Genomic DNA, 12,647 nt, shown 5'->3' on the forward strand with positions numbered 1-12,647 from the left:
CAGTCACGATGCGACCGGCCGGCTGACCGTGATGACTCGGTCCCCCGTCCGCAGCTCCGTCCGCCACCCGTCCGGGTAGTCCAGCATCTTCTTGTCGCGTACGACCGCCAGGACCAGGTCCGCGCACTCGCGGGGCGTGCGGCCCACCTCCTCGGGGGTCACCGGCCGCTCGATGAGGTCCATACCGCTGCCGAGGGTCATGAGGTCCTCCAGCGTCCGGGCCACGGGCGGGCTGGCCATGAACGTGCCGAGCAGCCGCCCGGCCGAGCTGGAGCTGGTCACGACGGTGTCCGCGCCGCTCTGCTTGAGCAGCGGCACGTTCTCGTCCTCGCGGACCGCGGCGACGATCGTGGCGTGCTTGTTCAGCTGGCGTGCGGTGAGGGTGATCAGCGTGGCCGTCTCGTCGCGCTGCGGGGCGATGATCACGCGGGTGGCGCGGTGGATCTCGGCCTTGAGTAGGGTCTCCGAACGGGTGGCGTCGCCGGTCACCGCCACCAGGCCGTCGTCGCTTGCCGCCTCGGCCATCTTGCGCTGGGCGTCCACGACGACGATCCGGTCCTTGCCGACGCCCTGCCCGATCAGGGTCTCCACGGCGTGCCGCCCCTTGGTGCCGTATCCGATGACCACGACGTGGTCCCGGGTGCGGGCGCGCCAGCGGTGGATGCGGACCTGCTGGCGGGTGCGCTCGGTGAGCACCTCCAGGGTGGTGCCGACCAGGATGATCAGGAACAGCACACGCAGCGGTGTGATGACGAAGATGTTGGTGAGCCGGGCGGCCTCGCTGACCGGGGCGATGTCGCCGTATCCGGTGGTGGAGAGGGTGACGGTGGCGTAGTACGCGGCGTCGAGCAGGTCGACCCTGCCGTCGACGCTGTCGGTGAAGCCGTCCCTGTCGAGGTAGACGATCAGGACGGTGACGACCAGCACGAGCAGCGCCATGGACAGGCGCTTGAGCACCTGCTGGAGCGGCGGTACGACGCTCAGCACCGGCATCGTGATGGCGCGGCCCGCCTCGGCGTCGGCGCGGGCCTCGTTGCGCGAGCGGCTCCAGAGCGACCGCAGCAGCGCGGACCTCGCCCCTCGCGTGGATGGATGCTTGTCGTCCTTCATCGCTGGCCCCCTGCGGCGTCGGTACGGACAGTCGGCCCCATCGTTCCGCACGGGGTCCGGCGCGGTCGCCGTGCCCCCCGGCCCGACACGCCGACCGGGGTGGGCTCGTGCCGGAGCGGTCGGTAGCGTCGGACCCGACGTCCGGGCGCCGTACCCGGTCCGATGGCCCGTATACCCCGCTGGAGGTCCTCCTTGCGCGACCACACTGTCGTCGTCGGCTTCGGTACGAAGGGGCGGGCCGCGACCCAGGCCGTCTGTGCCACGGGGCTGAAGAAGGAACAGGTCGTCGTGATCGACCCGAACGCCAAGGCGGTCGACGCCGCGACGGCCGAGGGCTACACCGCCGTGCTCGGGGACGCCACCCGCAGCGAGGTACTGAAGCGCGCCGAGGTGCAGCGGGCGAAGAAGATCATCATCGCGACCGAGCGCGACGACACGGCCGTCCTGGTGGCGCTGACGGCCCGGCAGCTCAACCGTGGCGCGACGATCGTGGCGGCGGTGCGTGAGGAGGAGAACGCGCCGCTGCTCAAGCAGTCCGGCGCCGACGAGGTCATCACCAGCGCGGGCGCGGCCGGGCGGCTGCTGGGCCTGTCCGTGCTCAGCCCTGCCGCGGGGCTGGTCATGGAGGACCTCATCCGCGGGGGCAGCGGGCTCGACGTGGTCGACCGGCCGGTGACCAGGGCCGAGGTGGGCCGCAGCCCGCGCGACACCGACGACCTGGTGATCAGCGTCGTACGCGGGCACCGGTTGCTGCACTACGACGATCCGGCCGTCCGCACGCTGGAGCTGACGGACCGGGTGATCACCATCGTGCCGCGGGCCGCACCGGAGAACCGGCGCGGCCCGCAGCGATGAACCGGACACGTCCGGACTACTTGCGGTTGTACAGCCGCATCGTGATCGGCCCGAAGACCAGCACGAACACGCCCGCCCAGCCCAGCGACCAGGCGATCTCGTCGGTGGGCCACTCACCGGCCATCAGCTCGCGCACCGCGGAGGCCAGGTGGGTGACCGGGCTGTTGTTGACGAACGCCTGGAGCCAGCCCGGCATGGTCCGCGGGTCGACGAAGACGTTGGACAGGAAGGTGAGCGGGAAGATCACCATCATGCTGACGCCCATCACCGACTTCTCGGTGCGCAGCAGCAGCCCGAACATCGTCCAGATCCACGAGAACGCGAACGAGAACACCACCAGCAGCAGGATCCCGGCGAGCACACCGCCGGGCCCGCCGTCCGGCCGGTAGCCGAGGATGATGCCGACGGTCAGCATGACCACGGACGCGATGGTGTAGCGCAGCGCGTCGCCGAGCAGATAGCCGACCATCGTCGACGGCCGCCAGATCGGCAGGCTGCGGAACCGGTCGAAGACGCCCTTCTCGATGTCCGTGTTGACCGAGACACCCGTGTACATCGTGATCATCACGACCGACATCACCAGGATGCCCGGCAGCAGGAACTGGATGTACTCCTTCGGTGAACCGGCCAGCGCCCCGCCGAACAGGTACGTGTACATCAGCACCATCATGATCGGGAACGCGGTGACGTCGAAGAGCTGCTCCGGGACGTGCTTGATCTTGAGGATCGAGCGCCAGCCGAAGGTCAGCGACGCCGACCACGCGCTCGGCCGCGGCGGCCGCTCCTTGGCCACCAGCAGCGCGGCCAGCGACTCCGTGCTGACGGGGGCCAGTTCCCTGGTCTCGGTGGTGGTCGCGGTGCTCATGCGGCTGCCCCGTCCTTCGCGTCGTGAGCCTGCGGCTCGTCGTGCACGTTGGTGTCGTGTCCGGTGAGGGCGAGGAAGACCTCGTCCAGGCTCGGCTGGCCGAGCGAGAAGTTGTCGACGACGACGCCGGCGCGGGCCAGCTCGGCGAGCGCCGCGGCGGCCTGCTCGGCGGCGCCCTGGCCGTTGGAGGCGCCCGCGCCGACGCGCGCGGTCAGCGCCACCGGGTCCGGTTCCAGCTGTACGTCCGCCTGGAGTACCTGGCGCAGCACCCGAGAGGCCTCCGGCCGCTGCTCCGCCTCGCGCAGCCGCAGATGGACGGATCCGGCGCCGACGGACGCCTTCAGCTCGCCCTTGGTGCCCTCGGCGATCACCTTGCCGCGGTCGATGACGGCGATCCGGGAGGCCAGCTGGTCGGCCTCGTCCAGATACTGCGTGGTCAGCAGCACGGTCGTGCCCTGGGAGACGACCGCGCGCACGATGTCCCACACCTGGTTGCGGCTGCGCGGGTCGAGGCCGGTGGTCGGCTCGTCCAGGAACAGCAGGTCCGGCGTGTTCAGGATGGAGGCGGCGATGTCGATCCGGCGCCGCATGCCGCCGGAGTAGTTCTTGACCTGCTTTCCGGCCGCCTCGGTCAGTCCGAAGGCCTCCAGCAGCTGGGCGGCGCGCTCCCGCGCGGCCTTCTTGTGGTGGCCGAGGAGGCGACCGAGCAGGACCAGGTTCTCGGTGCCGGTCAGGTCCTCGTCCACGGACGCGTACTGCCCGGTCAGGCTGACCCGGCCGCGCACCTCGTCCGCCTCCCGGACGACGTCGTGGCCGAAGACGTGGGCCTCGCCGCCGTCCGGCCTGAGCAGGGTGGCGAGCATCTTCACGGTGGTGGTCTTCCCGGCGCCGTTCGGACCGAGGACGCCGTACACCGTGCCGGTGGGCACGGCCAGGTCGACGCCGTCCACGGCCCTCGTCTCGCCGAACGTCTTCACCAGGCCCGCGGTCTCGATGGCCAGACCGGGCGTCTGCTGGCTCATGTGTGGTGTCCTTCCACGTACTCGGGTTACGCAGGGGAGACCCCCACCGTCGCGCAAACTCATCGGTCGCGCACAGGGATTTCTCAGCGGACCGGACCAACGACGTAGGGGCCTCCGCCCAGAGACGGAGGAGTAGCGTCCCCCTCATGCATGCGATCACGATTCCCGAACCTGGTGGGCCCGAGGCGCTGGTGTGGGACGAGGTCCCGGATCCGGTCGCCGGGGAGGGCGAGGTCCTGGTCGAGGTGGTGGCGAGCGCCGTCAACCGGGCCGACATCCTGCAACGCCAGGGCCACTACAACCCGCCGCCCGACGCGTCCCCCTACCCCGGCCTGGAGTGCTCCGGCCGCATCGCCGCCCTCGGTCCGGGCGTCGCCGGATGGGCCGTCGGTGACGAGGTGTGCGCCCTGCTCTCCGGTGGTGGCTACGCCGAGAAGGTCGCCGTTCCGGCGGGCCAGCTGCTGCCGGTGCCCCGCGGCCTCGACGTGCGGCAGGCCGCGGCCCTGCCCGAGGTGACCTGCACAGTGTGGTCCAACGTCTTCATGGTCGCCCATCTTCGCCCCGGCGAGACCTTCCTCGTGCACGGCGGTTCCAGCGGCATCGGCACCATGGCGATCCAGCTCGCCAAGGCCGTCGGCGCCAAGGTCGCCGTCACCGCGGGCACCAAGGAGAAGCTGGAGCGCTGCGCCGAACTGGGCGCCGACATCCTGATCAACTACCGCGAGCAGGACTTCGTCGAGGAGATCAGGCAGGCCACGGCCGGTGCGGGCGCCGACGTCATCCTCGACAACATGGGCGCCAAGTACCTCGACCGCAACGTCCGGGCCCTCGCCGTCAACGGCCGACTGGCGATCATCGGCATGCAGGGCGGCGTCAAGGGCGAGCTGAACATCGGCACCCTCCTCAGCAAGCGCGCCGCGATCAGCGCGACCTCGCTGCGCGCCCGCCCGCTCGGCGAGAAGGCGGCCATCGTCGCCGCCGTACGCGAACACGTCTGGCCGCTGCTCGACGCCGGTCACGTCCGCCCGGTGATCGACCGCGAGTTGCCCATGCGGGACGCCGGCGACGCCCACCGCCTGCTGGAGGAGAGCGGCCACGTCGGAAAGGTGCTGCTGGTCACGGCGTAACGAAACTCCTGCCGGGCACGACGTGCCACGCGAGGCCGCCCTCAGCCCTGCGCCCGGCGCACCCGCAGGGCCACGAAGGCGAGCCCGAGCCCGAGGCCGATGAGCACCAGCCCACTGCCCAGCGGCAGGATCCGCAGCACCGGTCCGGACGCGTCGGAGTCCACGACAGCCTGGTCCACGGGCTCGTCCTCGTGCGTGGCCGCCCCGGCGTCGGACGCGGGCGGCGACGCGGGTACGTCGTCGGCGGCGCCGGTCCCGTTCGGGCGCGCCGCCGTCCCGGGCCACGGCTCCTCCGGCCGCCCCGGCCGCCCCGGCCGCAGCCGTCCCTCCCCGGCCCGGCTCCCGGCCCAGCTCGGTTCGACCGAGGCGGAAGAGGAAGGGGAGGGAGAGGGGGAGCCGGAGGGTTCGCCGCTCACCAACGGCACCTTCGCGTCGTACGACGGCCCCCCCGCCTCGTACGACGGCACAGCCCCGCACCCGAGCACGACCGTACTCAGCGCCACCCCCAGCAGCAGCAGCACCACCACCGCCGGACGCTTCACGCGCCGCCTTGGAGTCACGTCGGTGACCCCCTCCCGGAAACAGGTCGCACCATCGACGGAACAACCCTCACATCAACTGACGATCACGGCATTCCGGGCGCCGCCAAGTGGTCGTAATCGGTGGATCAGCCTGCACGGGGGGCGCCTCAGTGGTGGGGTGGACGTGTGCGAGAGAATGACGGCATGGAGATGCCGAGGAACGAACGGTCGTCGGAGAACGCCCAGAGGATCCTGGTCGTGGGCCAGGACGGCATGGCACTCGGCGGCGGTGGCGGCGGGGACGACGACTCCCACGAGACCCCGGTGACCGAGCAGGTCGAGCAGCCGGCCAAGGTGATGCGGATCGGCAGCATGATCAAGCAGCTTCTGGAGGAGGTGCGCGCCGCTCCCCTCGACGAGGCCAGCCGGGTCCGGCTCAAGGAGATCCACGCGAGCTCGGTGAAGGAGCTGGAGGACGGCCTGGCGCCGGAACTCGTGGAGGAGCTGGAGCGGCTCTCCCTGCCGTTCACCGACGAGGCCACCCCCAGCGACGCCGAACTGCGGATCGCGCAGGCCCAGTTGGTCGGCTGGCTGGAGGGGCTCTTCCACGGGATCCAGACCACGCTGTTCGCCCAGCAGATGGCGGCACGGGCCCAGTTGGAGCAGATGCGCCGCGCCCTCCCGCCGGGCATCACCCAGGAGGGCCACGACGAATCCCGCACGGGCGGCCGCTCGGGCGGACCGTACCTGTAAGGACACCACGAAGGGCCCGGCACACGCCGGGCCCTCTCTTCTCGAACGCGCCCTCGACGCGAGGCGCGGCTCAGGAGGCCGGATACCCCGTCGACACCCCAAGCTCGATCTCCGGCATGTCCTCCGGATCCACGTCCGTGCCCGCGGACGGGAACTGGTTCATGACCGTGCCGTCGCCGTAGGTGTTCTCGTCGACGTCCTTGATCTTCAGCTGCCAGCCCGCGGCCTGGAGGCACTCCTTGACCGACGTGATGTTCTTGAACTGGAAGTCCGGGATCCGGATCTTCTCGGGGTCGTTGTACGACTCGTCCGGCTCCGTGCACTCCTCCTTGTCGATCGTCTTCGTCGTGTCCGGCCCGCGGTAGCCCGGCGCCTCGGTCGGCGACGAGGCGGAGGCACTCGTCCCGCCACCCCCGCCCGTGTTGTCGCTGCCGCCGCCGTTCAGCGCGAGAGCCGCGACCAGGCCGCCGACCGCGACGAGGGCCACGACGATCGAGCCGATGACGACCGGCTTGCTGCTCCTGCCGCCGCTCGCGGGCGGCGGCGCCTGCGGCGTGATGGTGTACGGCGGCGGCGTGCTCGGCGTCGGCTGCGGCCCGTACGCGGCGTGCGGCGTCTGGTAGCCGCCCTGCTGCGGATAGCCGTACGCCTGGGAGGGCGTCGGCGTGCCGTACGGGTTCGGCGTCGGGTGCGGCTGGTACGGCGTCTGGACGTTGCTCTGGGGCGGCACCCCGGTCGCCTGGTCGATCGGCGGGAACACCGCCGAGCCGACGCCCGCGCCGCTCTGCGTCGGCGCGCCCGGCACGATGCTCGGCGGGGCCGCCTGGAAGGACGCCGCCACGCGCAGGCACTCGTCGCGCATGGACTCGGCGGTCGGGAAGCGCTCGTTCGGGTTCTTCTTCAGCGCGCGGGCGATCAGCGCGTCCACGGCCGGCGGCAGCGAGCGGTTGATGGAGGACGCGGCCGGCGGTTCCTCCTGCACGTGCGCGTACGCGATGGCCAGCGGCGAGTCGGCGTCGAACGGCAGCCGCCCGGTGACCAGTTGGAACAGCATGATGCCGACCGAGTACAGGTCGGAGCGGGCGTCCACGCCCCGGCCGAGCGCCTGTTCCGGCGAGAGGTACTGCGGGGTGCCGACGACCATGCCGGTCTGCGTCATCGACGTGACACCGGACTGCATGGCGCGGGCGATGCCGAAGTCCATGACCTTGACCACACCGCGCTTGGTCACCATCACGTTGCCCGGCTTGATGTCCCGGTGGACCAGGCCCATCTCGTGGCTGATCTCCAGCGCCGCCAGCACGTCCGCGGTGACCTTCAGCGCCTTGTCGGCGGGCATCGCGCCGTACTGCCGTACGTCCTCGTCGAGCACCGAGCCGAGCGGGCGGCCCTCGACGTACTCCATGACGATGTACGGCATCGTCGTTCCGTCGAGGTCGTCCTCGCCGGTGTCGAAGACCGAGACGATGTTGGTGTGCGTGAGCTTCGCCACGGCCTGCGCCTCGCGGCGGAAGCGCTCGCGGAACGCCTGTTCCCGGCCCAGCTCGGTGTGCAGTGTCTTGATCGCGACCTGGCGGTCGAGTACCGCGTCGTACGCGAGGTGCACCGAGGCCATGCCGCCCTGGCCGAGCAAGTCACGCAGCTGATACCGGCCGCCGGCGAGCGCCCGCCCCGCGTACCGGCCCTGTGCGCCGTCCTGGCTCATGTTCCCTTGTCCCCCGTAGGCCTTCAGGCGCCGTTGATCGAAAGTGCTATTCCCGGCCAAGTCTGCCCCAGGGCACTGACACGTCAAGCTCGGTGCCCGTTCCGTGACCGTACGCGAAAGAAGCGTCGCGGAAGCGTTACAGCGGCCGTACGGCCGGTACACAGGATTTGCACGACGCGACGGCACGAGGGTTTGATGACCCGTTCGACGGCCCGTCCGTCCTGGACCGGTCCCTGTCTCCATCTCGGACCGGCGGCTTGCGCGAAGGCTGTAGCGTGGCCGACGGAGACCGTAACAACACCGCGCGCACCGCGGGCAGAAACGACGGCGAGGACTGATGGCACAGCAGCAGCGCGCTCAGGGCCCGTCCGACCCCGAGGCGACTGGCGGCGGGATGTCAGATGCGCCGGAAATGTGGGGTAACGGCGGACTTGTCGGGGACGGCCGGTACCGGCTGACCCGCAGACTCGGCCGGGGCGGCATGGCCGAGGTGTTCGCGGCCGAGGACGTGCGCCTCGGACGCACTGTGGCGGTCAAGCTGCTGCGCTCCGATCTCGCCGAGGACCCGGTGTCCAAGGCCCGCTTCACGCGCGAGGCCCAGTCGGTGGCCGGCCTCAACCACCACGCGATCGTCGCCGTGTACGACTCCGGCGAGGACTTCGTGGGCGGCCAGTCGGTGCCGTACATCGTGATGGAGCTGGTCGAGGGCCGCACCATCCGCGATCTGCTGCACAACGCCGAGGCGCCCGGCCCGGAGCAGGCCCTGATCATCGTCTCCGGCGTCCTGGAGGCGCTCGCCTACTCGCACCAGCACGGCATCGTGCACCGCGACATCAAGCCGGCGAACGTCATCATCACCCACAACGGCGCCGTCAAGGTGATGGACTTCGGCATCGCCCGCGCCCTGCACGGGGCGTCCACGACGATGACGCAGACCGGCATGGTCATGGGCACCCCGCAGTACCTCTCCCCGGAGCAGGCGCTGGGCAAGGCCGTCGACCACCGCTCCGACCTGTACGCGACGGGCTGTCTGCTCTACGAACTCCTCGCGCTGCGCCCGCCGTTCGTCGGTGAGACCCCGCTGTCGGTGGTCTACCAGCACGTCCAGGACATCCCCACCCCGCCGTCGGAGGTCTACGAGGGCTCGCCGCCGGAGCTGGACGGCCTCGTCATGCGCTCGCTCGCCAAGGAGCCCGACGACCGCTTCCAGACCGCCGAGGAGATGCGCGGGCTGGTCCAGTACGGCCTGCAGATGCTGTACGACCAGGGCGGCCACACCGGCACCTGGAACACCGGCCCCGTCACCGCGCAACACGACAGCGGGAAGACCCCGGCGATGGGCATGGCGGGCACCGCCGTGCTGCCGAACTCGGCGGAGGGCACCGCGCAGATCCCGCAGCCGATCATCCCCGGCTACGGCGGCCGCGACGACGGCGGTTTCGAGGGGCACGGCAACAAGGGCAGCGGCCGCGGCAAGCTGTGGATCCTCGCCGTGCTCGCGGTGATCGCCATCGCGGCGGGCGTCGCGCTGGCCCTGAACAACGGCGGCGGCGGCGAGGGCGGCACCGGCACCACGCCGACCCCGACCACCTCGCAGAGCACCGGGAACGAGACGCCCAGCGAGTCGCCGAGCGACCAGGCGACCGAGGGTTCCACGGACACGTCCACCGAGGACAGCGGCACCTCGGGCTCCGACTGGGGTGACTACACGCCGTCGTACACGCCGTCGTACACGCCGTCCCCGTCCTACAGCCAAGACCCGACGGATCAGCCGACGAACACCACGCCGACCGACACCGGCAGCACGGACACCGGCGGGACCGACACCGGTGGCACGAACACCGGCGGGACCGGTGGCACGGACACCGGCGGAACCAACACCGGTGGCACGAACACCGGGGGCACGGACACGGGTGGCACGGACGCCGGCGGCACCGACGCGGGCGCCATCAGCGGCGCCGACGCAGGCGGCGTCGGCTGAGCCGCCCCCGGGCGGGCGTCACTCCACGAACGCCCCGCACACCGCGTCGTACTCCCGCGTCCACCACACGGCCAGTGCCGAGGCGGCCGGGAACTGGGGGTCGGCGCGGGTGTCGCCGCGTTCGTAGTGCCAGCGCAGCATCCAGAAGTCGTTGAGCCGCTCCCACCACACGCGGTGCACGGCCGCCGCGAGCTCCGAGGGCGTGGCCCCGGCGGCACGCCGGTACGCGCACGCGTACGCCCGCACCTTGGGCAGGTCGAGGGTCCCGACGGGCCGTACGAAGAAGATCGCTGCGGCGCGTACGGCCTCCTCCGCGCGGGGCTGGACGCCGAGCCGGTCCCAGTCGACGATCGCGGCCGGCGCGTCCCCCCGGTAGAGCAGGTTGAACGGGTGGAAGTCGCCGTGCACCCAGCCCACCGAGCCACCGCGCGGGGGACGCCGGTCCGCGTGCCGCTCCAGCAGGGCGCGCCGCTCCAGGAGGCGGTGGCGGGCCAGTTCGTCGAAGGAGTCGGCGGGGCGGTGCCGGCGTACGCGCGCGAGGAGGTCGTCGATCAGGTCGAAGGTGTCGGCGGGGTCGGCGCTCTCCACGGGGTGCGGGCTGGTGGCCGGGGGCGTGCGCCCCTTGGGCGGCATCACGCGCTCCAGGGTGGCGTGGACGGCGCCGAGCAGCGCCCCCAGGCGCGCGCACTGCCCGGTGCTGAGCTGCCCGCCGTGCCGGTGGCGGCCGTCGATCCACGGGTGCAGGGCGTACGCGTGGCCGCCCACCACCGCGACCGTACGGCCGTCCCGCCCGGCCAGCGGCGGGGCCACCGGGACGCCGAGGTCGGCCAGTCGCTGGGTGGCCCGGTGCCGGCGTTCGATGGCGGCGGGGTCGGCGGTGTCCGGGTCGAAGTGGTGCTTGAGGAAGTAGCGGCCGCGGGTGGTGCAGAGCCGGTAGCCCCGGTTGAGCAGGCCCTGGTCGACGGGGTCGCAGGCGAGGGCGGAACCGGCGGCGTACTGGCGCAGGAGGGCGCTCAGCGGGGGCGCGTGGGGCATGGGGGGTGGTACACAAGGGCGCGGCACGCGCCAGATGCTAGGGCACGAGCCGAGCGTGTGAGCTGGGCGTTGTCACAGGAAGTCGTCGGTGGTCGCTTTCGGTCACGAGTGTGGCCGTAAATCAAGCGCGGCTGTGATCGCCGAGCAGAAATACCCGGACTTTTCGATCTTCGCGCAACACGCCAGTCTCACCCACAAACTCTTCCCGTCACCTGGGTCAGCGGGATAACGTGCCGGTGTTCCGGCCCCCTGCAAGGCTGTGACCAGGGCCCCTTCCCGGCTTTTCGATTTACTTGGATTTCCAAGCAAAAACGCAGGTCAGGAGGGGTTTCACAGAAATGTGGAGCACTGGGTAACGTGACTGTTGCAGGGCGCTCGCCGGGGCACCTGTCACGCCTGTTCCGGCCGAGCGGCACCCACCCCGTGCACGGGACGGACAGGTGAGCCGCACTGGCTTTCCCGGCAATCCCGGGGGCCGGACCGACGGAGGAGCACACGTGACCGTGGAGAGCACTGCCGCGCGCAAGCCGCGACGCAGCGCCGGAGGCAAGGCCGGCACCAAGCGCACCACCCGCAACACCGCCCAGGACACCGACCCCGAACTCGTACAGCTGCTGACGCCCGAGGGCGAGCGCGTCAAGAACGCCGAGTACGGGCCGTACGTCGCCGATGTCACCCCCGAAGAGCTCCGCGGCCTTTACCGCGACATGGTGCTCACCCGCCGCTTCGACGCCGAGGCCACCGCCCTGCAGCGCCAGGGCGAACTGGGACTGTGGGCCTCGCTGCTCGGCCAGGAGGCCGCCCAGATCGGCTCCGGCCGCGCGCTGCGCGACGACGACTACGTCTTCCCGACCTACCGCGAGCACGGCGTCGCCTGGTGCCGCGGCGTCGACCCGACCAACCTGCTGGGGATGTTCCGCGGCGTCAACCACGGCGGCTGGGACCCGAACGGCAACAACTTCCACCTCTACACGATCGTCATCGGCTCCCAGACCCTGCACGCCACCGGCTACGCGATGGGCGTCGCCAAGGACGGCGCGGACTCGGCGGTCATCGCGTACTTCGGTGACGGCGCCTCCAGCCAGGGCGACGTGGCCGAATCGTTCACCTTCTCGGCGGTCTACAACGCCCCGGTGGTGTTCTTCTGCCAGAACAACCAGTGGGCGATCTCCGAGCCCACCGAGCGCCAGACGCGCGTGCCGCTGTACCAGCGCGCCCGCGGCTACGGCTTCCCGGGCGTCCGCGTCGACGGCAACGACGTGCTGGCCTGCCTCGCGGTCACCAAGTGCGCGCTGGAGCGGGCCCGCAGCGGCGAGGGACCGACGCTGGTCGAGGCGTACACCTACCGCATGGGCGCGCACACCACCTCCGACGACCCCACCCGCTACCGGCACGACGACGAGCGCGCCGCCTGGGAGGCGAAGGACCCGATCCTGCGCCTTCGCCGCTACCTGGAGGCGTCAAACCACGCGGACGAGGGATTCTTCGCGGAACTGGAGACGGAGAGCGAGGCGTTGGGCAGGCGAGTGCGCGAAGCGGTCCGTGCCATGCCGGACCCGGACCACTTCGCCATCTTCGAGAACGTGTACGCGGACGGGCATGCGCTCGTCGACGAGGAGCGAGCCCAGTTCGCCGCCTACCAGGCGTCGTTCACGGACGTAGAGGGGGTCTGA

At 71.2% G+C, this 12,647-nt stretch carries 10 protein-coding genes and 1 pseudogene; 5 read left to right on the forward strand and 6 right to left on the reverse strand.

The features are described from left to right. Positions 1-3: 3 nt before the first annotated feature. Positions 4-1,110, reverse strand: a complete 1,107-nt coding sequence (locus KWI83_RS21885; protein WP_218516070.1) for a TrkA family potassium uptake protein — start codon at positions 1,108-1,110, stop codon at positions 4-6. 168 nt (positions 1,111-1,278) lie between these two features. On the opposite strand from KWI83_RS21885, the pseudogene KWI83_RS21890 reads away from it, so the two are divergent. Beyond that, a pseudogene (locus KWI83_RS21890) lies at positions 1,279-1,965 on the forward strand (TrkA family potassium uptake protein); the annotation flags it as partial. 16 nt (positions 1,966-1,981) lie between these two features. Here KWI83_RS21890 and KWI83_RS21895 read toward each other — a convergent pair. Together KWI83_RS21895 and KWI83_RS21900 are read right to left on the reverse strand one after the other, a co-directional pair. Further along, on the reverse strand, positions 1,982-2,830 hold the full coding sequence (locus KWI83_RS21895) for an ABC transporter permease (protein WP_218516071.1): 849 nt from the start codon (positions 2,828-2,830) through the stop codon (positions 1,982-1,984). After that, on the reverse strand, positions 2,827-3,852 hold the full coding sequence (locus tag KWI83_RS21900) for an ATP-binding cassette domain-containing protein (RefSeq protein ID WP_218516072.1): 1,026 nt from the start codon (positions 3,850-3,852) through the stop codon (positions 2,827-2,829). The genes KWI83_RS21895 and KWI83_RS21900 overlap by 4 nt, the downstream gene beginning before the upstream one ends. Positions 3,853-3,998: 146 nt before the next feature. Here KWI83_RS21900 and KWI83_RS21905 point away from each other — a divergent pair, with 146 nt between their 5' ends. After that, positions 3,999-4,979: an NAD(P)H-quinone oxidoreductase gene (locus KWI83_RS21905; RefSeq protein ID WP_218516073.1), complete on the forward strand. Its 981-nt coding sequence runs from the start codon at positions 3,999-4,001 to the stop codon at positions 4,977-4,979. Between the two features lie 41 nt (positions 4,980-5,020). On the opposite strand, the gene KWI83_RS21910 is transcribed toward KWI83_RS21905, so the two are convergent. Further along, positions 5,021-5,521 carry a hypothetical protein gene (locus KWI83_RS21910; protein WP_308122129.1) on the reverse strand — a complete coding sequence of 167 codons (501 nt, stop codon included), beginning with the start codon at positions 5,519-5,521 and terminating at the stop codon, positions 5,021-5,023. 183 nt (positions 5,522-5,704) lie between these two features. Between KWI83_RS21910 and KWI83_RS21915 the strand changes: the two genes are divergently transcribed. Next, positions 5,705-6,253, forward strand: coding sequence for a bacterial proteasome activator family protein (locus KWI83_RS21915; RefSeq protein WP_218516074.1), 549 nt, complete (start codon positions 5,705-5,707; stop codon positions 6,251-6,253). Between the two features lie 70 nt (positions 6,254-6,323). Here KWI83_RS21915 and KWI83_RS21920 read toward each other — a convergent pair whose 3' ends face one another. Further along, complete coding sequence (locus KWI83_RS21920) at positions 6,324-7,958, reverse strand: protein kinase (protein ID WP_218516075.1); 1,635 nt, start codon at positions 7,956-7,958, stop codon at positions 6,324-6,326. A 337-nt stretch (positions 7,959-8,295) separates the two neighbouring features. On the opposite strand from KWI83_RS21920, the gene KWI83_RS21925 reads away from it, so the two are divergent. After that, positions 8,296-9,939 carry a protein kinase gene (locus KWI83_RS21925; protein ID WP_218516076.1) on the forward strand — a complete coding sequence of 548 codons (1,644 nt, stop codon included), beginning with the start codon at positions 8,296-8,298 and terminating at the stop codon, positions 9,937-9,939. Between the two features lie 18 nt (positions 9,940-9,957). Here the strand turns inward: KWI83_RS21925 and KWI83_RS21930 are convergent, their stop codons facing one another. Beyond that, positions 9,958-10,974, reverse strand: coding sequence for a phosphotransferase (locus KWI83_RS21930; RefSeq protein WP_218516077.1), 1,017 nt, complete (start codon positions 10,972-10,974; stop codon positions 9,958-9,960). A 497-nt stretch (positions 10,975-11,471) separates the two neighbouring features. Here KWI83_RS21930 and pdhA point away from each other — a divergent pair, with 497 nt between their 5' ends. Continuing rightward, the gene (gene pdhA / locus KWI83_RS21935) at positions 11,472-12,647 is read left to right on the forward strand and encodes a pyruvate dehydrogenase (acetyl-transferring) E1 component subunit alpha (protein ID WP_218516078.1); all 1,176 of its coding nucleotides are present in this window, start codon (positions 11,472-11,474) and stop codon (positions 12,645-12,647) included.

Origin of the sequence: Streptomyces sp. TRM70350 (assembly GCF_019219825.1) — a bacterium.
In the GTDB taxonomy this organism is placed as follows: domain Bacteria; phylum Actinomycetota; class Actinomycetes; order Streptomycetales; family Streptomycetaceae; genus Streptomyces.

Excerpts from the sequence above, each read along its gene's own strand:
- KWI83_RS21905 (WP_218516073.1), top strand. The coding sequence starts at position 3,999 with ATGCATGCGATCACGATTCCCGAACCTGGTGGGCCCGAGGCGCTGGTG.
- KWI83_RS21930 (WP_218516077.1), bottom strand. The coding sequence starts at position 10,974 with ATGCCCCACGCGCCCCCGCTGAGCGCCCTCCTGCGCCAGTACGCCGCC.
- KWI83_RS21920 (WP_218516075.1), bottom strand. The coding sequence starts at position 7,958 with ATGAGCCAGGACGGCGCACAGGGCCGGTACGCGGGGCGGGCGCTCGCC.
- KWI83_RS21900 (WP_218516072.1), bottom strand. The coding sequence starts at position 3,852 with ATGAGCCAGCAGACGCCCGGTCTGGCCATCGAGACCGCGGGCCTGGTG.
- KWI83_RS21895 (WP_218516071.1), bottom strand. The coding sequence starts at position 2,830 with ATGAGCACCGCGACCACCACCGAGACCAGGGAACTGGCCCCCGTCAGC.
- KWI83_RS21925 (WP_218516076.1), top strand. The coding sequence starts at position 8,296 with ATGGCACAGCAGCAGCGCGCTCAGGGCCCGTCCGACCCCGAGGCGACT.
- KWI83_RS21915 (WP_218516074.1), top strand. The coding sequence starts at position 5,705 with ATGGAGATGCCGAGGAACGAACGGTCGTCGGAGAACGCCCAGAGGATC.
- KWI83_RS21885 (WP_218516070.1), bottom strand. The coding sequence starts at position 1,110 with ATGAAGGACGACAAGCATCCATCCACGCGAGGGGCGAGGTCCGCGCTG.